Annotated in this window: 13 protein-coding genes and 1 tRNA gene; 3 read left to right on the forward strand and 11 right to left on the reverse strand. The window is 55.2% G+C overall.

The window, feature by feature from the left end:
• Nucleotides 1-26 precede the first annotated feature (26 nt).
• Nucleotides 27-926, forward strand: a complete 900-nt coding sequence (locus tag HF931_RS02370) for a DUF2971 domain-containing protein (RefSeq protein WP_273241722.1) — start codon at nucleotides 27-29, stop codon at nucleotides 924-926.
• A gap of 106 nt (nucleotides 927-1,032) precedes the next feature.
• On the opposite strand, the gene HF931_RS02375 is transcribed toward HF931_RS02370, so the two are convergent.
• The 4 genes from HF931_RS02375 to HF931_RS02390 form a co-directional block, all read right to left on the reverse strand.
• A complete protein-coding gene (locus HF931_RS02375) occupies nucleotides 1,033-2,868 on the reverse strand; it encodes a UvrD-helicase domain-containing protein (protein WP_273241723.1) in 1,836 nt (611 codons plus the stop codon).
• A gap of 6 nt (nucleotides 2,869-2,874) precedes the next feature.
• Nucleotides 2,875-4,935 (reverse strand): ATP-dependent nuclease, encoded by a 2,061-nt coding sequence (locus HF931_RS02380; RefSeq protein ID WP_273241724.1) that lies wholly within the window; start codon nucleotides 4,933-4,935, stop codon nucleotides 2,875-2,877.
• 98 nt (nucleotides 4,936-5,033) lie between these two features.
• The gene (locus tag HF931_RS02385) at nucleotides 5,034-6,278 is read right to left on the reverse strand and encodes a relaxase/mobilization nuclease domain-containing protein (protein WP_273241725.1); all 1,245 of its coding nucleotides are present in this window, start codon (nucleotides 6,276-6,278) and stop codon (nucleotides 5,034-5,036) included.
• Nucleotides 6,275-6,616: a plasmid mobilization protein gene (locus tag HF931_RS02390; protein ID WP_273241726.1), complete on the reverse strand. Its 342-nt coding sequence runs from the start codon at nucleotides 6,614-6,616 to the stop codon at nucleotides 6,275-6,277. The genes HF931_RS02385 and HF931_RS02390 overlap by 4 nt, the downstream gene beginning before the upstream one ends.
• 332 nt (nucleotides 6,617-6,948) lie before the next feature.
• Here HF931_RS02390 and arsH point away from each other — a divergent pair, with 332 nt between their 5' ends.
• Nucleotides 6,949-7,668: an arsenical resistance protein ArsH gene (gene arsH / locus HF931_RS02395; RefSeq protein WP_273241727.1), complete on the forward strand. Its 720-nt coding sequence runs from the start codon at nucleotides 6,949-6,951 to the stop codon at nucleotides 7,666-7,668.
• A 19-nt stretch (nucleotides 7,669-7,687) separates the two neighbouring features.
• Here the strand turns inward: arsH and HF931_RS02400 are convergent, their stop codons facing one another.
• The 4 genes from HF931_RS02400 to HF931_RS02415 all read right to left on the reverse strand — a co-directional run bounded on the left by HF931_RS02400 (nucleotide 7,688) and on the right by HF931_RS02415 (nucleotide 13,967).
• On the reverse strand, nucleotides 7,688-8,746 hold the full coding sequence (locus HF931_RS02400; RefSeq protein ID WP_273241728.1) for a DUF6607 family protein: 1,059 nt from the start codon (nucleotides 8,744-8,746) through the stop codon (nucleotides 7,688-7,690).
• Between the two features lie 92 nt (nucleotides 8,747-8,838).
• The gene (locus HF931_RS02405) at nucleotides 8,839-9,309 is read right to left on the reverse strand and encodes a MarR family winged helix-turn-helix transcriptional regulator (protein WP_273241729.1); all 471 of its coding nucleotides are present in this window, start codon (nucleotides 9,307-9,309) and stop codon (nucleotides 8,839-8,841) included.
• Nucleotides 9,310-9,313: 4 nt separating this feature from the next.
• Entirely contained in the window at nucleotides 9,314-11,311 is a 1,998-nt protein-coding gene (locus HF931_RS02410; protein ID WP_273241730.1) for a tetratricopeptide repeat-containing sulfotransferase family protein, read from the reverse strand.
• A gap of 85 nt (nucleotides 11,312-11,396) precedes the next feature.
• Nucleotides 11,397-13,967 (reverse strand): TonB-dependent receptor, encoded by a 2,571-nt coding sequence (locus HF931_RS02415; RefSeq protein WP_035554230.1) that lies wholly within the window; start codon nucleotides 13,965-13,967, stop codon nucleotides 11,397-11,399.
• Nucleotides 13,968-14,217: 250 nt separating this feature from the next.
• Here HF931_RS02415 and HF931_RS02420 point away from each other — a divergent pair, with 250 nt between their 5' ends.
• The gene (locus HF931_RS02420; protein WP_081806207.1) at nucleotides 14,218-15,852 is read left to right on the forward strand and encodes a BCCT family transporter; all 1,635 of its coding nucleotides are present in this window, start codon (nucleotides 14,218-14,220) and stop codon (nucleotides 15,850-15,852) included.
• Nucleotides 15,853-15,871: 19 nt separating this feature from the next.
• Here HF931_RS02420 and HF931_RS02425 read toward each other — a convergent pair whose 3' ends face one another.
• The 3 genes from HF931_RS02425 to HF931_RS02435 all read right to left on the reverse strand — a co-directional run bounded on the left by HF931_RS02425 (nucleotide 15,872) and on the right by HF931_RS02435 (nucleotide 18,505).
• Nucleotides 15,872-17,161, reverse strand: coding sequence for a hypothetical protein (locus HF931_RS02425; protein WP_273241731.1), 1,290 nt, complete (start codon nucleotides 17,159-17,161; stop codon nucleotides 15,872-15,874).
• Nucleotides 17,162-17,280: 119 nt separating this feature from the next.
• Nucleotides 17,281-17,357: transfer RNA gene (locus HF931_RS02430), tRNA-Arg, on the reverse strand.
• A gap of 167 nt (nucleotides 17,358-17,524) precedes the next feature.
• Nucleotides 17,525-18,505 carry a P1 family peptidase gene (locus tag HF931_RS02435; RefSeq protein WP_273241732.1) on the reverse strand — a complete coding sequence of 327 codons (981 nt, stop codon included), beginning with the start codon at nucleotides 18,503-18,505 and terminating at the stop codon, nucleotides 17,525-17,527.
• Nucleotides 18,506-18,537 lie beyond the last annotated feature (32 nt).

Raw genomic sequence — 18,537 nt, forward strand, 5'->3', positions numbered from 1 at the left:
ACCGACTACGGATCGAGCAGGCCTTCATGGCCAAATATCCGCACATCCCGGAAAAGCTTTATAAATATCGGGATTTCTCAAATCCGTTTCACCGCAAGGGCCTAGAGCGCGATGAGCAATGGTTCTCCAGCCCCAACAAATTTAATGATCCTCTTGATACTGTGGCTTCATTTCGGACAGAAAGATTGCCGCAACAAAGGCAGACGCTGGAGGAAATCCTCGCGCAAATTGAGGAAATAAAGCAGACCCAAGCGGCAGGTCAGAAATGGGTGCCGCCGGAAATTACCGACCCGATGAGTTGGGATGAAATGCAAAAGCAAATCGTGGCGCCATTGATCGACCAATTGCCTGAGGAACAGCGCAAACCTATGCGCGAGTTCACGAAGTCGTGGAATTCAAAAGTGAACAATGACCTTGTGAACAGTATGTCCGCATTTTTTCGCTCCGGTTTTTCCGTCCTATCGCTATCCGCAAATCCGACATCGACCCTTATGTGGTCACATTATGCTGCATCACACACTGGATTTTGCATCGAATATGATTTTGGGGCTCTGCCTTATACGGATTTGCGTAACCGGATGTGCTTTCCGGTTTTCTATCGGAATAAAAGGACGGATGTCAGCCGTTACCTCGCCGTGCGCCCGCGAAGAAGGTTTAACAATCTAATTGGCACATATCTGTCGCTCATAAAGAGCAGGGACTGGGAATATGAAAAGGAATGGCGGTTGGTACATCCCATCGGCCCGGATGATGCTAACCGAGCCTATCCGATGCCGCCTCCCAGTGCTTTGATTGTGGGCGCATCCGTAAGCGACGGCGATTTGGAATATGCGCAAGATTTCTGTGCGAAGCGCGGGATTCCGTTGCGACAAGCGCAGCTCTCATCGCACGATACAGCTATTTCAATAACAGACATTCCTTACTGACAGCCAGGATTTTTCCGCGCACTCGCTTTATAATTATATCGGCCATATTGGGCTTCCTATCTTGTTAGATAAGATCTCTCTCTGGACGTCCTCGACCTACCCAGGTTTACTGGATCACAATTTGATTGGGAGCAACCAAACCCTTCGCGAGCAATTCGGTTCGTGCAGCTTCGGCATTCTGGGTAAAAAGCAATATACGTAAATTCTCCCGAGCCCTAGAGAAGCTCACATAAGCGAGTTTGCGTCCACGCTCTCTTTGTCCATCAGTAGGATCGCCCGCGGTCTCTGGGGTAAGAAGCTTTGTGAAGCTATAATTATGCCAACCCGCTTCCACATCATCATAAACAACCAACACATCAGAAAACTCTTCCCCCTTCACTCCGTGTTGTGTGCTGTACGGCGTATTCTCAACGATAAAATCGCAGTAGTTCTGTAACTCAGCCGTGGGCATTGCTAGAAATGAATCGGCCAGCCAATCGCCCTTGTCTTCGCCGTGCTCTTTCTCATCATATTCTTCGTCTCTCGGAGCGCGTGAAAGATGTTCAGATAGGCGGTCCGGAACTTTAATTATTTCGTTATCTTTGGAAAACCTCAGAACGTCTCTTACATTTCCTGTGGCCCAAATGGCTGAAAGCTGTTCAAGATGCTCTTTTGAGCGATCGATCATCACCTTCAGCTTCACCGCAGCGTTCGAACCGGAAGTGCTATATGCAGGAGAATTTTCTCTCAGAAGATCGATAACCTCTCTCGGCCTATGGTTCAGATGAGCCCGTAGTAGCGGGCATAAAACGCCTACGAATGGTCTAAGAAGGAAATGCTCTCCATTCTCGTAATCATCTTGAGCCCTCATTGAGGCAAAAGGCCCCGTGAACAGGCGGTTGAGTTCTTCAAACTCCAAGCGACGCGCAATCATCTGGCGCACCAAAAAAAGCCGCATTACATCGTCGCGGTCGGCCCAGCCCCAGTTCTCCACGGCCTTGTCCATTGCCGACAATGCACTTTTCAATTGCTCCTCGGTGTAGCGCTTGCGTGGGGCGCCCGGCTCTTCAGATTGCACAAGGCAAATCTCGACGCTTCCCGCTAGTTCTTTATTGTCCCCAGCAGGAACCTGCTCGACATCATCGCGAAACGCATTGAGGAAGGCGATAATTTGAGGTGCCGACCTAAAGTTTTCCACTTTAGTGATTTCTTTGCCACCTTCCGGTGGCTGAAAATCTCCGGCTCTGCCTTCGTAAATCTGCTGCCAGGGATCGCCGAAATATCCGACGAGAGGTAAACCATCGCCAGCGCCTACAATGTTTAAGCCTTCGATGATGGGAACGAAGGTGTCCTGAGCCTCATCCACAAAAATGTAAGGATACCTGCTGCCTAGCAGCCGCCGGAAATTTGGACGCTCTAGTAATAGATGTGCCGCCACCTCAATTACGTCATCGTGGCTAAGCTGACCTTCGGAATAACTGCTATAGGCTACATCATCATAAATGAAACTGGGCACGGCACCTAGCGCCTCGAGTTCTTCCGAAAGGCGAGCAGCTTTGGCACGGGCTTTAAGCGCTGTCTGCGAGTTACCGCCTTTATCTTTCTCCTCTGCTTTCTCGATCAAAGCCGGAAGCCGCCGCACAGTTAGCGCGTCTCGAATGTCTTCTTGGAACCGTCCTATCTCTGCCCACAAAAAGCTGTGCAGTGTCGAAACATGAAAAAGTTCATCAGCCCCGAGCCTACTGTGGATTACGCCCACAGCGCGCTTAGTATATGTGATGCAAGCTATCCGTTGCCCATTTTTGCGAAGCTCAGCACCTTCATTCGACCGTATTTGATCCAAAGCATCAACCAACGAAGAAGTTTTTCCAGACCCGGCACCAGCTGTCAGTGCGAAACTTCGATGTTTGCCCAAGCACTCAGCGATGTCTTCATCAGCTTTTGTAGGAATTCGGTCAGTCATGAGGAATTAGGCCTCATCCTGGGGGCCGTGCAAGCGTTCTTCCAGCTTTCTGAGGCCCTCGGCAATATACTCTGGAACATTCCACTCAACATCTTTCGCGAGCAATTCCATAGCGAAATCAGTCTTCTTAAAGCTGCCTGAGCCGATATGCCTCCAAATCTCTTCGTATGCATCTCCAAGACCATCTGGGATATCGATTCCGATGCTCAAATCGCCTCCACGTAAGAACCCAAAATTTTGATAGGCGATTGCTTCTTCCAAAGTGCGGGGCCACATCTCCAAATCTGTTCCATTATCGTGAACGGCAATGCCGGACTGAAAGCTGATGTAGCGGCTCTTTGCATAACTGCTCTTTTGCTCGTCAGTCAGCGCATTCAGCTCTGCCACGGTCGAAACTCCCAGTAACCGCTTCAAAGATGCATTCGATGTGAGCGCGCCAGCTTCATCAGCTCGACACGCTGGATGCCTTCCTTGCGGACTCACAGAATCGAGGTCAGTGATAATCAGGCTTGGGATTTGTAGGAAAGTCAGAAGTTCATCAAACCTGTGCGCATAGGCGCCGCCAATTTCCAAGATGGTGAGATAGGATGCGTTCAATCGTTTCGCTGTCTTGTTGATCATTGCGGAGAGCAACAGCTTTTCTGCAGCCCCCTCCACGAGGATCGCGGCATCTGCAAAAAACAAGTCGCAATGCGTAAGTCGCAGATACCGTTTGAGAAACTCCAACGCTTCCGTCTCTGTCGCAACTTGGTCACCGACTTTTACCGCTTCGGGCTGGAAATCTTTGAGGCTATGAATTTCGGTCGCATTCAGAATTTTTGCGTCGTCTGGATCATCCTCAAGTCGGCAACGCCTGAAATAGCGCACTTTCCCAAAATCTGTCGCATCGAGGACATGGGACGAGTGCGTCGTGATGACGAGCTGTGGGGCTCGGCCTGCTTCACCTTCCTCTTGTGCAGAGGCCTCGATTACCTCCCAGATATTTTGGATGAATGTTTGCTGAACTTGTGCATGTAGGTGAACTTCGGGCTCTTCTATAAAGATAACGTGGCACATCGGTCTGTTGGCTGGGGTTCTTAGCCATTGCGAATGAAAATGCTTGGCCTGTATCGCCATGTAGATCAGGTTCTTAAAACCAAGTCCGTTATAGACTTCTGGAAGCTCATGTCCCCTCGAAGCATCAACATATAATAGATCAGTGTTTCCACGTAGTGCTGCTTCTGGGCTTAGGGTCGAAACGATCTTCAGATCACGGTCATTGGCTGACGGTACACCGAGGTCCTTTATGACCTTCATCAAACCTGCAAACTGCAACTCATAATGTTCTGAGAGCTTCTGATTGTTTTCATCAATGACTTTTTGCGCTTCGGCAGCTGCTTCGACTTGGTCAAGGTTGCTCCGATAAAACCCTGCGAAAGCATTTGAAAGCCGATTGGAACGGTGCCCCTCATCGTCATCGATGTTCCGCTGTGCATCGACAAAGTCGATCCTGATGAGGCTCTGAAGAAGCTGTTTCCCAGCAGTTTGCTCCAAAGGTAATGCTTGAACACCTTCGGCCGTTCTTTCGAGCGAAGCGTATGAAATTCCAAAGTGTTGATTCAAATTTCCGCTTTCCGCAAGATACTGCGAAAGTCGTTTGGCGTGTGGGTTCTCGCCATCAGGCGGAAAGTTTTGCAGGTAGGCTTCTCTCAATTTTTGGGGTTCGGCGACACCATAGGTCAATCTGACACCAAGTCGGTCAAAGTCATCAGAGAGGTTGGGGAGAAGTGCAAAAGCGCGCCCAAATTCAATGGTCTCAGGATCAACCTGAAACCAGATATCGAGCTCTATAGCGGGAAGTCCTTGGGCATTTCCATCATTACCAAATGCGTCAATATCCGTAATTTTAGAAACCGAAAAATCGTAAATTTGAAATTTGCGATAACCCAGAAAGCACCGGAAAATTGCGGTTGCTGATGTTTTTCCGCTATTGTTCGGCCCTACAAATACTGTCTCATTTTCTTCTATGGAGCAGCATACGTTTTCTAGGCGCCGAAAGTTTCTTATTTCTATGCAGTCAATCTTCATTTCCGCTCTATCCAACCAGATTTTGTGAGAAAATTCAGCAAAAATTTTAAAAAATAGTGTGGGCTATGATTTGGAAAATCCAAGAGTTGCTTTTGCCTCTACCGCTTAGGACCATCGCGCATTGTGCGATCACGCTGCTTTTCGTTTCGGAGGCGGTCGAGGTCGCTTTTCAGTTGCTGTCCGGTCCGCTGCGCTTTTTGCAGGTTGGCTCGCTGCCGGCTGAGGTAATCGCGTTTTTCTGCCAGATGGCGATGAACAAGCTCGTCCCGCTCTTTCTGGTCGCGTTTGATGGCGCTATAGGCCTCAAGCTCATTTTGCTTTTTCGTTCTGCTGTATGCGCCAGTGATCCTATCAAAGAGGCCACGAAGCCCTTTGTTGAAGCGGTCCTGCCTTACCTTCAACTCGGCAGACGACCGTGCCTCTTGTCGTTCAAGCAGAGATTTTCGCTCTCCACGATGTTTCTCGGTCAGCTTCCGTAGAAGGTTCTTTTGATGCTCTTTGACCTTGGCGAGCTTGCGCACTTCAGCCTGCCTAAGCTTCTCGACACCGGGCAAGACAGATTTTGCCAAATCATCTTTGGCTTGCGAAACTGAAGGTAGTGTCTCGGAATGGCCCAGCCGTTCCCGAACATCTTTGGATTTAACACCGCAAAAGCGCGCAATGGCATAAACTTCGCCATTGAGGTCAGTCGCGACAAATCCGCGCCGATCACCTTTAGCCAAAGCAAGACCATGCTCCTGAAGCGCGCGCGCGAACGATCTCTGATCGTCTGATTGTTTCCAGCAAGCTTGGAAGATCGCCTTCAGTTCACGAGCATCTTGCCCGACGCGCTTTGCTTGCTGCCATTCGGCTAGCGTGAGATTTTTGGGATCGCGCAAGGATGGCTGAATGAAGCCCTCAGGCATTTCCCAGCCATGCTCCAGGTATATCTCTTTCGACAGCTCCATCAGCTTTCGCTTCGTGAACGCCAGAGGAATCGCCTTCATTTCCTCGCTGTCGATCCGGCTCCAAACGACATGGCAGTGTCTGCGATCGCCTTTTTCGTGAAAGACGATCGCTCGCGGTTGCCCTTGCAAACCTAACCTTTCTTCCGCCTGTGAGATGGTCTGCAAAAAGGTTTCGGTTCCGACCTTTTGCGAGGCCGGAGGATTTAGGCTGAGCGAGAACAGATATTTCTGGCAACGTGTGCCTCGCGCCGTAGCTTCCGCTTCTTTAAATGCACTGGACAGGTCATCACCAGCAAATCCCGAGATTTCCTGGACGGTGACGTGCTCATTCTCAGGGCTCATCAAATGGCGGGCCAGATTTTGCCCGTTGGCTCGCGAGTTGCCAACGAAGATCATGGTGCCGAATCTCGAAGGCCAAGCGCTTCAATCAATGCTTCACGGATGAAGGCGATGTCGTTTGAGGCGTCTTCAATTGCCGCTTTCGTTTCATGCGGCAAGCCCAATGTCCCGGCATGCGCGGCACGAGCGAGTTGGTTCATATTGTTTGAAAGCTGGGAACGGCCAAGAGCACCCAAAACCCGCGCAAGCGCCTCATGGTCCTTAACGGGACGCTTCCCACGAGTCCGATGAGCAGGGGCGGCATTACCGATACAGCGATAGCGGATGTATGCGCTGAGAGTCAGATCGCCCGCTTTGCGTTCAAGCTCCGCACGTTCCTCTTCAGTGAAACGCACTGAGACCGGCTTCCCATAGTCTGGGGCGCTCGGCTGTCCGACAGCCGCGCTGTTGAAGGGATCGCGAGATGACCCCCTCACGGTTTTGGCCCAGGCTGTCCTTTAAGATCAGAGGCTTTGAGATGGTCATTCCACTCAGCCAGAGTGTCGAAAAGCGCGTTCGAAGTTTCTCCTTCTAGGTGCGCCATTCCTGTTTCTTCGTCAGCGGATTAGCTTGAGGTTGCATCCTGAAGCGCAACGTACCCCCCCAATATTTCAACATCTGTTGAAATTTAATGACGCGCCTCCACATACACGGCAACGCACCCATCTCACGAAGGTCCAAGCCGCTTATGAAATCTGATAGATCCTTGCCTGCCCTCGATGCCTCAAGCTTCCAGGAGGTCGACCGCGACGCGCTCCTTTCCCCGACGCTGAGTGATCACAAGCCCCGTATCCTCCTGTTGCACGGATCGCTGCGCGAGCGGAGCTATTCCCGGCTTGCCAATGAGGAGGCTGCGCGCATCCTCCAGAAACTTGGCTGCGAAACGCGTGCGTTTGATCCAGCCGGCCTTCCCCTGGCGGATGGCACCGATGAGTCCCATCCCAAGGTTCAGGAATTGAGGGACCTTGTGATGTGGTCCGAAGGCATGGTCTGGTGCTCACCAGAGAGACATGGTGCGATGTCCGGCCTCATGAAAACACAGATTGACTGGATTCCCCTCTCGCTCGGCGGCGTCAGGCCAACGCAAGGGAAGACGCTTGCCGTCATGCAAGTTTGCGGCGGATCGCAGAGCTTCAATGCGGTGAATCAGTTGCGGATCCTTGGACGCTGGATGCGCCTGATCACGATCCCGAACCAGTCTTCGGTCGCAAAGGCTTTCCTGGAGTTTGAAGACGACGGCCGCATGAAGCCGTCGCCCTATTATGACCGAATCGTCGACGTGATGGAGGAACTCGTGAAGTTCACCCTGCTGACACGCGATCGCGCAGACTATCTTGTAGATAGGTATTCAGAGCGAAAGGAGAGCCCTGAAAAACTCTCGAGACGAGTCAATCAGAAGAGCATCTGATCAAAACTCTTGGCACCAATCACTCGGCGTCTTCTGAATAATGACCGGTCGGGCGAAGTCGGTCTTCCAGATTTCCGAGATCGCTCGTTACAAGATCATTGATCAGCTTACGGGCCTCTTCCTGCGCCTCCATATTCTTCTTGCTGCCGTCGGCCACTTCGGCCGCGAGACTGAGAAGTGGCATGTAGAGTGCCTCGGTTTCGCCTTTGATGGTGATCGCGAATGCCTCATGTTCCGCTTCGATTCGGCTCCAATGGTCGCGCACACCAGCCCAGAATTCGGCGGTGCCGCTCCAATAGTCCGTCGCGATCTCGGTTTCGAAATCATCGTCGCGGCGATAGGTGTTCAGCCCCATCTCACGGGCCAGGATCTGAGGCGCATCACCGCTCAGTATGATTTTGCTGTTGTCTTGCTCATGTACCCAGCCCCACGGCGTGATGACATGCCGGTTCATGGCGTTAATGGCGTGATAGTCATCGCGCGTGGTCATGTCGCGGCGCGGCAATGGACGCCATTCATGAAGAGGCTGCCATTCGGCGACACCATTCTCGTGCGACCAGGCCGCAACTGCGCCATAGCGCGGGGCATCATCCACCTGATAGACGGTTTGCGACCAGGTTCCGGCTCGCTCTTCTGCAGGCACATCACGCCACTCCCAGGCGTTGCCGCCGACAAAGGTCAGCACACGCGCTGGCTCGTACTGCCAATCCTGACGCCAATGCTTGATGGCCATCTTGTGATCACCGCCCACCACGAGAATGTGCTGCAGACTGATGAAGTCTCCGCGATCTTCGACCACCAGCACAACTTCATCACCGCCAGAGACCTTGCGCGGCTTCAGATAGTAATCATCGGGGAAAGACACGGTCTCGTTGAAGTCGAACTTTACCTTGAAGTTTCCGGCCATGGACAAGATGGCTTCGCGGTCTGCCTGAAACTGACTATCCGGCGTGTCTGCAACGAACTCAGAGACTGGCATCGGTGCTGTCTCTGCGGCTACGGGTGCTGTCGCACAGCCAGCCAGCCCGGCGCTCGCCAGAAGGGAAAAGGAGAAAACGATCCGACTCATCGCAGCCATTGGTAGCCCTCTTAATACTTGCCTCCCCGGAACGGGTGAGAGGGCGCTCTAGCATCAATGATAATGATTTGCAATTGCATATAATGCGGCTGCTAGCCAAGATCCCCGATATCAAGGAATGGCGCCGCATCAAGCTCCTCTGCATCGAGCAGGCGTGCCGATCTCTCCAGCGCTGCGACCAGCATGGATTGCTGCCAATCCGGCAATCTGTCAAAGCGAGTGGCAAAGGTTTCGTGCAACGGGTCTGGTGCCACAGACAGCGCGGTCTTGCCCGCTGGCAGCAGGCTGAGCCAGACCTTCCGGCGATCAGTATCACAGCGACGACGTGCAATCAGTCCGCGCGCTTCCAGCTTGTCCACAAGGCTTGTTATCGTCGCGTGTTTCAATTGCGTGATTTCTGCAACGTGTCCTGCTGAGAGCTCGCCTTGTTCTTCCAGCATACGCAGCACTGTCATCTGCGAAGGAGTCAAACCGGCTGTCTGGGCGAGCCGTTTCGACGCCAACTCCGTCATGCGCTGGATCTTTCGAAGTGCAATCAAGGCATCATCAGATCGCGTACTCATCAACCTAGTCCCGGTAGTGCGTCAGGGCAGGCCCCAACGCCGTTTTCAATGGCTCAAGATGTGCCTCATAGGGCCGCCACTGCTCAACCCCGCTTTTGTTAATGGGCTTGCGAACCTGCTCTGAACTGGCTGTGCGCACAGCGCGGTCTGTTTTGTGAAAGTCGACACAGGCCTGGTCGAAAGGCAGCCCACAATAGTCGAGAATGCGCCGCACCTGCCCCTCCAGGTCGTCGAGCACATCTTCATGCTGAACGCGCAAGATGCGTCCTTCGGGCAGGACGCGCTCCCAATGCGCCATCAGGTCAACATAGCCGCGATAATAATTCCCGATGTCTTCCAGGCTGTAGGTAAACTCCTGTCCTTCCGCGAAAAGTTGCTTGAAGCCGGACCAGCAGCAATCCATCGGATGTCGCCGCGCATCAATGATCTTCGCATTGGGCAGGATCAAATGGATCAGGCCAATATGGCGGAAATTGTTCGGCATCTTGTCAGTAAAGAAGGCCGCTCCCTGACGATGGATGCGCGTAGTTTCAACATACTCCTCGCCCAGCGCCTGAAGATCGTCTGCGCCTAGTTCATGCAGTATGCGCGGATACCGCTCCCGATCCGTCAACTGCTTGCGCCCGCGAAGCCGATGGGCCAGCGAGAGGATATTGGGCAGCTCCAGCGTTCCATCTATGACTGGATGGGATGCAAGGATTTGTTCAATCAGCGTTGAACCCGCGCGCGGCAATCCCAGGATGAAGATCGGATCCGGCGCGTCACAGCCTTTTCCGGATTGGGCATCGAACAGGTCTTCCGTACAAATTGCCTTCTGCGCGTCAAACTCTTCATGCATCTGTTCAGTCGTGTACCGAACAGTCTGATGCTTCAGCGCATTTCCCTGCGCATATGCGGCGAACGCTGCATCATGATTTCCGCGATCTTCCTGGGCCTTGCCCAACGCGAAAGCGATGTGAATGCGTGACATGTGATCAATGTCAGGTGCTGAGAATTGCGCCTGCAGCCTCGCCAGCTCTTCGTCGTCAAATTTGTACGTCTTCAGATTGGCAAGTCCATACCAGGCATCACCCTGCCACGGCGCAACATCCCTTGCGGCGCGATACGACGCAATCGCATCCTCCGTCCGGCCATATGTCTTCAGCGCATGCCCACGGGACACCAGCGTTGCTGCATCGTCAGGAAGTTTTTGCAAGACCTTCTCGAACTGGTCCAACGCAGTTTCATAGTCACCGGCCTGCATGCTTTCGATGGCAAAATGGGATTGGAACACAGGGTTGTCCGGGTCGCGCGCCATCAGCGCTTTGGCTTGCTCCAGCGCCTCGGAAAACTTCTGACGCTTCCGCAACACCTGAATATAGTCGAGCCGTAGCTGAATATTGTCCGGATCAAGACCAACGGCGCTTTCAAGAAGAAAATCGGCATCTTCCTGCACGCCCAGTCGTGACCCGATATCGGCAAGCAAACGCATCCCCTCTACATGGGTCGGGTTCCGTTGAAGAAAGGCTCGCGCGATCTCTTCTGCGCGGAAAATGCGCCCCTCATGGATATGGTTGGTCACTGCCAGCAACTCACGGGGCAACGCTCGAACACGATCTGCTTGAGCGCGTGCATTCACCGCTGCTGTTGTATTTCCGGATTGCCCATACAACTCCGCAAGGGCTGTCCAGCTTGCCACAAGCGAGGGGTTGTATCGCGTCGCCCGCTCGAAGGCAGAGATCGCGCCCGCCATATCCCCAAGCTTGCGCTTCAGATGCCCCTCTTCCTGATACGCCCGACCGAAATCCGGCGACACTGATTTCAACGCCGACAGATGCTGAGCGGCATCCTCATGACGCCCCTCATACCGCGCGCTGACAGCGGCCATGTAAAGCGCATCCTTGTGTTCAGGGTGTTCTGCCAGAATAGCGTCCGCAATCGCGGCCGCCGCAGCAAAATTTCCTGACTGTATGGCCTTCTGCGCATCTCTCAGGGAAGCTTCCGGATCAGCGGTAGTCGTCATGGCGTGGCAAAGTATCTCTCGCAAAAATGAAAACAGCGCCCTGAACGTGTCAGGGCGCTGCTTTGGTACCAAATTGGCGCCGGTCTTAGTAGTCGTAAGACACACGGATGCCGATCGTGCGCGGACGCATCGGCGTGATGCGCTCACGGTCGTAGACAAAGCTGCCGCTAAGCTCGGCATATTCGTTCGTCAGATTGGTGGCGAAGATCTCCGCGCCCCAATTGTCGCCCGTGACGCCAAGCGTACCGCCAAGCGTGACATAGCCATCAAGCTCCATCTTGTTGATCTCGATCACGTCGCTGACAGAGTCATCCGAGAAAACAACCTGTGGCATCACATGCGCCGTCAGGCGCTGACCCGCGACTTCTTGCTCAAGGTCCCACTCATACCGCACACGCAAATTGCCTTGATAGGCTGGCGCAAACGCAAGGTCGGAACCTTCCTGAACATCATCTGTCGGCACGAGGACTTCGGTGATCTCCGTATCGAGCAGCGAGAATGCGCCCGCAACGGTCAGACCATCGACAGAGGCCGGCGCCCAGGTGAAGTCGCCTTCGAGACCCTGAATTTCAGCATTCGCCGCATTGTCCGAGAAGAACAGGTTCACGATAGACGGATCAAAGATCGTGGTCTGCAGGCCCTCAATGTCGACGAAGAAGGCGGAACCATTGAAGCGAAGCGAATTGTCGAACAGTTCTGTTTTCCAGCCCAGTTCGTAATTCTTCACTTCATCCGTATCGACAGCATATGGAACCGTGTAGCCACCCGGACCGGATGCACCGCCCGGACGGTTGAGCAGGCCTGCGCGGAAGCCTTCGGAATAGGTCGCGTAGAACATGACATCATCTGTCGGCGTCCACTCGCCGGTCATCTTGTAGATCATGCCATCCGTCGCGGCCTTGTCTGGCGCATCGGCGGGGCCATTCGGACCGTAGATGGCCGAAATGTTCGTACCGAACACTTGCTGATCGGTGTCAGCAAACAGGTTGAAGAAGGACGAGTTGGCGCTGCCTTCAAGGTCAACTTCAACATCGTAATAGCGTGCCCCAACTGTGACGGCGAACTGGTCGGTCAGGTCGAACGTCGTCTCACCAAACAGACCAATTTGCTGGTCGGTCCGCAGCACGTCGTTGCGGAAAATCACGCCTTCCGGGAACGGTCCGGCGACGCTGTAATAGCCCGGAGACGCGCTTCCAATCTCGCCGGTCACGTCCGTCTGGGTCAGAGGATAGTTCGGCGCAAAGCCGATCGAACCATCCGTATAGGCCACCTGTGTGGACCCCGGATAGACAAAGTCGTTGCGCTCTGCCAGCTCAAGGTCGCTGTAGAAGGCACCAAAGGTCGCACGCCAGCGATGCTCGCTTGGCGTGTTGAAGCGCAGCTCGTGCGTCTGAACCTTGGTTTCGCTGTGCGAATTCACGAACAGGTTCGGCGCATAGCATGTGCCGGTCGGTGCGCCTGCCGGATAAGTGACCGAATAGTCACAGATATAGTAAGGCAGGTACTGACCGACAAAGAGGTAGTCGGAATAGTCAACTGTCTGGTCCGTCGTCCGGTCGGTATACGCACCGGTGTACAGAGCTTCCAACGCACCGAGGCGGCCTTCCAGCGTCCAGGACGTGTTGTGGAACTTGTCCTCAATGTTCTCTGGCGTGAAGCGAACGATGTCATAATCGTCCAGATCCGGGTCGGCGGCGAAAACGCCATCGGCCTCGATCTGCTGCTGGGCGTGCGTGATCAGCAAATCCCAGTCTTCGTTGATCTCGTAGAGACCGCTGAGACGGAAGCCCTGATAGGTAACATCGTTGATGTCATTCTCGACGATGTTGCCGTTGTTGGCGTCGACGAAGGTAACACCCGACAGATCAGCACCAGCCTGGAAGCCTTCGCGGTTGGCATTCACTGGCACACCATTGTCGCGGACCGTACCTTCAGCGCGGAAACGGGCCGAGTCACGAACAGACAATGTGCCGCCGACATTGTCGATGAAGCCGCCCTGAGTGTCCGTATAGATGACGCCGCGCAGCGCAAGCTTGTCGCTGACCGGAACGTTGACCATCGCTTCAACACTGTTGCTCATCTCACCGCCATCGGTGAAAGACGTCGACGCATTGAACCCGGCATCAAAACCGCTCAGCGAAGGCTTGTTCGTAATCATGCGAACTGTACCAGCCTGGGAGCTGGAGCCGAATAGCGTGCCTTGCGGACCGGACAGAACCTCAACGCGTTCGATATCAGCTGCGTAGACATCCAGGTTACGACCCGGCTGGGCCAGCGGCTGCTCGTCGAGATAGAAGCTGACGTTCGGCGCAAGGCCAGCCACACCGGCAACCGTCAAATTCGGCGTGGTCGAAGCCAGACCGCGGATATAGATCGTGTTCTGGCCGGGGCCGGACCCACCTGCCGTCACCCCTGGCAGCTGAACCAGATAGTCGGAGAAATTCTTGACGCCGAGTTCCTTGAGCTGCTGCTCACCGAGCGCAGTTACAGCAACCGGCACATCCTGCGCGCTTTCTGTCCGCTTCGTCGCGGTGATGGTCACCGTCTGCAGGCGTTTGGCGCTGGTAGCTTCAGCTGGTGCATCCTGTGCCAGTGCAACTGGCGCGACCAGACTGGCCATCGCAAACAGCGAGGCTCCGTACTTTAGCTTCTTCATATGTATTCCCTTTGGGTCGTCTCCAGCCATGGCGCGCCAAAAGCAGGCGCAGCTCGGAACAAATGGCTGCTCGATGCGTCCGAGGTACAGGTTTATTTCGATGATAGAAAGGTTTTGCCCAGCTATTCGCCTGCAAAGGATGGGAATCGCCTCACAAGTGTTGCATCAATGGCGCACTTCGTTGTCTAGGCGAGACATTTTCCTCACATCGATGCTTTGATAATCTACGGATTTGCGGCACAAGCCAGACATGGACACAGATACTTCCGACACGCCCGCCGACCTCATCCAGGAAGATGAAGAGGCGCTTTTCGTTTACGAAACGGACTATGAAATCGGGCAGGACAATATCGAAGTCGCCGGATTGGATATCCACAACCCCGTCTTCTTTCTCAGTGCGGGCCTCATCATCCTGTTTTCCGGGCTGACGCTTCTGTTTCCGACGGTGTCATCTCAATACCTGACCGCCGCCAAGACCTGGACACTTCAAAGCGCGGACTGGCTCTTCGCCCTGACGGCGGTGCTGGTGTTCGGCTTCTGCATCGCATTGACCATCAGCCCGCTGGGAAAAATCCGCCTTGGCGGCCCCTCGGCGACACCGGACTTTTCGATCGTTTCCTGGGTCGCGATGCTGTTTGCCGCCGGAGTGGGCGTCGGCTTCATGTTCTACGGCGCAGCCGAGCCGCTAGCCTATTACACCGACTGGTACGGCATGCCGCTCAATGCCGAGCCGCTTACGGCCGAGGCCGAACGCCTTGCCTACAGCGCCACCATCTTCCATTGGGGCCTGGCGCCTTGGTGCATCTATGCGATCGTCGGCCTGTCGCTCGGCTTCTTCGCGCACAATAAGGGCCTCCCCCTCAGCATCCGGTCGGCTTTCTATCCCATTTTGGGAGAGCATGTCTGGGGCTGGCCGGGGCACATCATCGACCTCTTTGCTGTCGTCTCAACCGTGTTCGGGCTGGCCACGACAATCGGCATTGGCGCGACCCAAGCTGCAAGCGGGCTCGGCTATTTGCTCGGTTTTGAACCCAACGTGTACATCCAGATCCTGCTGATCGTGGCGATGACCGGTCTGGCTGTCCTGTCTGTTCTTCGAGGGCTTGATGGCGGCGTCAAACTGCTCAGCAACATCAATATGGGGATCGCCTTCGCCCTGCTCATCTTTGTGATCATTGCCGGCCCGACCATCCTGATCTTCACAGGCATGGGTCAGAACCTCCTGGCCTACATCACAGATATGCCCGCCTTGACGAATTGGGTACGCAGGCCGGACATCGCCTGGTTCCATGATTGGACGATCTTCTATTGGGCGTGGTGGATTTCCTGGTCACCTTTTGTCGGCATGTTCATTGCCCGTATTTCGAAAGGGCGCACTGTCCGTGAATACTTCGCGGTTGTGTTGTTCGCTCCGGTAACAATCGGCGTTATCTGGTTCACAGCCTTCGGCAAGACAGCCATCGCCCAGTTCAAATCCGGCACTGGAGAGCTTGGCGAAGGGATGAGCAGCGCTTCTCTCGTCCTGTTCCAGATGCTGGCTGACCTGCCGGCGTCCGCGATCACTTCAACGGCAGCCATCATGCTGCTGGTCGTGTTCATCGTGACATCTGCAGATTCCGGGGCACTCGTCGTCGACACGATTACCAGCGGAGGCAAGACGGATTCTCCCCGGCGGCAACGCGTCTTCTGGGCGTGCCTGATTGGGTTGACCGCGTCTGCCCTGTTGTATGGCGGCGGGACGGATGTTCTTCAGTCACTTCAGGCTGGCACGATCACCGCTGCCCTGCCCTTTACATTGATCCTGCTGACCTGCTGCCTCAGTCTCTATATCGGCATGCGGGATGAATATCGCAGCATGAACCAGGGCGACGCCGCAGGGCTCTGAGACCGCGGTCGCGGATCGCTCAGCAATTGTCCCACTCGTCCCGGCAATAGCTGGTATAGACCCAGCCATTGATGTTCACGACGGCCTTGTGGTCGAGGTCCGAAGACCCCGCGCCGGGGAACCAGCCGGCATGTCCGTACACAACCTCACCGCTGTCCAGCAGCAGGGTCACAACATGACCATCGAAATAGTATTGTCCCGCAACGGGCCCCTCTGTGCCACCACCTGCTAGAGATGATGCGCGCACGTGCCCGGCCATGAACCGACCATCCGGCAGGAAAAGGATGTCCCGGGGCTGCATTTCAGAAAGCGAGCGATTGCCGGCCAGCACATCGTCGAAATGAGAACGGCCGATGCCGACCCGCACGTCCAGCGCCGCGCCTCTCGCGAACTTCCGGTATGTCTCGGCCTTCCTGAAGGTGAACTTTCCGAGCTTGAGAGACGCACCGGACCAGTCCATGCGAGCGTCGAGGTCTTTCAAATCCAAGTCATCGACGGAGCCGCGCCAGAAGTACCGGTCGCATCCGAGCGCGACCTTCCATGGCGACTCATAATAGTAAGGGTCAAACAGTGCTGCGTCCCAATTCATGCAGGTGACGGCGCTCGCCGCAAAATCCTGCGGACGTTTTGCGAACAGCAACAGGGTCTGGGTGTCTTCCTTGCCCGCAAAGCTGACCGAGTCGAAGCCGCTGCTATCGATCATGCGCACCATGCCGACCGGCTTGCGGTCCGGCGAAACACGCTTTGCCAGCCCCTGCGCGCTCATGGCGGCCCGCACCTGATCGGCCGTCATGCCCGCTTCGGCGACCTGATGGCGACCCATCAGATACTCCGTGACCTCCTGCTGAATCTTTTCGGACAGCGCGGTGACACTCATCGCCGTTGGGCCGGCCGGCACGCCGCCCAAAATCTTGTTCTCCTCCACAAGCTCATCGAGGATCAGCGCACTTTGCAGTCCGCCCTCCTCCCAATGCCCCATTGAGATGAGGGTGCACCGGGCAACAGGTCCGCCACTCTTCGCGGAAAAGCCTGCAAACGAAGTTACAGTCTCCGCACTCGCCAAGGATGGACACGCGGCCCGCCCGGCGAAAAAGCCTTTCACATATTCAAACTTCTCTTGCTGTGTCAGGTCCGGCCGGACATCGCTGACGATGCCGATATTGATCCCCGGCAGGTCAGGCCGTGTGAGATAAACGCTGTTGGGGGAGACTTTGACCGTCCATCCGGCCATTGGAATGTCCTGCGCATGGGCGGCTGGCAACAGGCTGGCGACCACGGCCATTCCAGCCGCGACAAAAAACGAACGCATAAGAGTCCCCACACTTAAACTGAATGCGCTCTCATTGTTCAACGCCCGCGCGAACAGGGTCAACCCGACCGCCCGGAAAAACCGGAAATGAAAGTTTCGAAGTGCGTGGAAAAGAATAATGGCACACCCGGAGCGATTCGAACGCCCGACCCCCAGATTCGTAGTCTGGTGCTCTATCCAGCTGAGCTACGGGTGCCTGCCTTTATTGAAGGCGGACACATACAGCGAGGAATCGGGGGATGCAAGCCTGTTTGCCATCCAACTGTCATTCCTGTGCAGTGCCCCATCTGAGGCCTCATGCGGCCAATAGACATTGCGCGACAAATGACGACAAAATCTCGCCACCTGCTTCACACGATACAGTCAGCGATTGGCCTCATGCACGCCTCTGGCGATGGCACGCGACAGTGTTGACGCCGCCAATTCGCCAATTCGTGCGACAAGAATCGCGCGCTCTTCACCCGATTCCACCTTTGCAGATGACATGACAAACAGGGCATCGCCATCGAATGGCGCAAACACAGGCCGAATGGCCCGTGAGAAGCCGGACAGGGCCATCTGCGCCACGCGCTTCGCTTCGCTGGCCGTCAGCGCCACATCTGTTGCAATACAGGCGATGGTCGTATTCTGCCCAAGTGCAGGGTTGGCCTTCGCAGCGCCCCAATCCTCTGCATCGGCCGCATAGTCTTCAGGTGGTCGCTTGCCGCCGAACTCCCCATCAATCTCGTAGGGCCAGGCCCAATAGGCGTCCGTGCCGGGCATAAAGACAGATCCAAAACAGTTCACGCCTGCCAACGCGCCGACCGTAATGCCGTCATGTGTCACGATGCTGGCAGAGCCTGTGCCTCCTGCAAATGCGCCTGCCTTGGCGCCAAAGCCAGCACCTGCCTGACCAAGCTCAACGCCCAGCCCACGCGCTCTATAGGCTCCCAGTCCCAGCGCGGCGTAGGGGGAAACATCTCCCCAGGATTTGTCGCCCCCATTCGCCAAGTCGTACAAGATGGCCGCGGGCACGATCGGCGTGCGCGGCACACCCGTTAGCGGTACGAGCGCAAAGCCCCGCCCCTCCTGCTTCAATCCCGACGCAACGCCATCCGCTGCAGCGAGCCCAAAGGCGCTGCCGCCAGACAGACAGATGGCGTCGATTCCATCGACCAGCATGCCCGCAGACAAGAGGTCCGTCTCGCGCGTGCCGGGCCCTCCACCGGACACGGCAACGGCCGCGATGGCTGGCGCGTCCGGCACGATGACACTGACTCCGGTGCGCACCTTCGTGTCTTCGGTCTGACCGACCTTGAAGCCGGGCACGTCAGTAATGGTGTTTCTTGCGCCTGGTTTTGCCATACGCTGTCGCCCTGCCTTTCCCTTGTGAGCCA

Source organism: Hyphomonas atlantica corrig., assembly GCF_017795365.1.
GTDB lineage: Bacteria > Pseudomonadota > Alphaproteobacteria > Caulobacterales > Hyphomonadaceae > Hyphomonas > Hyphomonas atlantica.

Coding starts and splice junctions, on each gene's coding strand:
- HF931_RS02410 (WP_273241730.1), bottom strand. CDS start 11,311: ATGACGACTACCGCTGATCCGGAAGCTTCCCTGAGAGATGCGCAGAAG.
- HF931_RS02385 (WP_273241725.1), bottom strand. CDS start 6,278: ATGATCTTCGTTGGCAACTCGCGAGCCAACGGGCAAAATCTGGCCCGC.
- HF931_RS02375 (WP_273241723.1), bottom strand. CDS start 2,868: ATGACTGACCGAATTCCTACAAAAGCTGATGAAGACATCGCTGAGTGC.
- HF931_RS02425 (WP_273241731.1), bottom strand. CDS start 17,161: ATGCGTTCGTTTTTTGTCGCGGCTGGAATGGCCGTGGTCGCCAGCCTG.
- HF931_RS02370 (WP_273241722.1), top strand. CDS start 27: ATGGCCAAATATCCGCACATCCCGGAAAAGCTTTATAAATATCGGGAT.
- arsH (WP_273241727.1), top strand. CDS start 6,949: ATGAAATCTGATAGATCCTTGCCTGCCCTCGATGCCTCAAGCTTCCAG.
- HF931_RS02380 (WP_273241724.1), bottom strand. CDS start 4,935: ATGAAGATTGACTGCATAGAAATAAGAAACTTTCGGCGCCTAGAAAAC.
- HF931_RS02405 (WP_273241729.1), bottom strand. CDS start 9,309: ATGAGTACGCGATCTGATGATGCCTTGATTGCACTTCGAAAGATCCAG.
- HF931_RS02435 (WP_273241732.1), bottom strand. CDS start 18,505: ATGGCAAAACCAGGCGCAAGAAACACCATTACTGACGTGCCCGGCTTC.
- HF931_RS02400 (WP_273241728.1), bottom strand. CDS start 8,746: ATGGCTGCGATGAGTCGGATCGTTTTCTCCTTTTCCCTTCTGGCGAGC.
- HF931_RS02415 (WP_035554230.1), bottom strand. CDS start 13,967: ATGAAGAAGCTAAAGTACGGAGCCTCGCTGTTTGCGATGGCCAGTCTG.
- HF931_RS02420 (WP_081806207.1), top strand. CDS start 14,218: ATGGACACAGATACTTCCGACACGCCCGCCGACCTCATCCAGGAAGAT.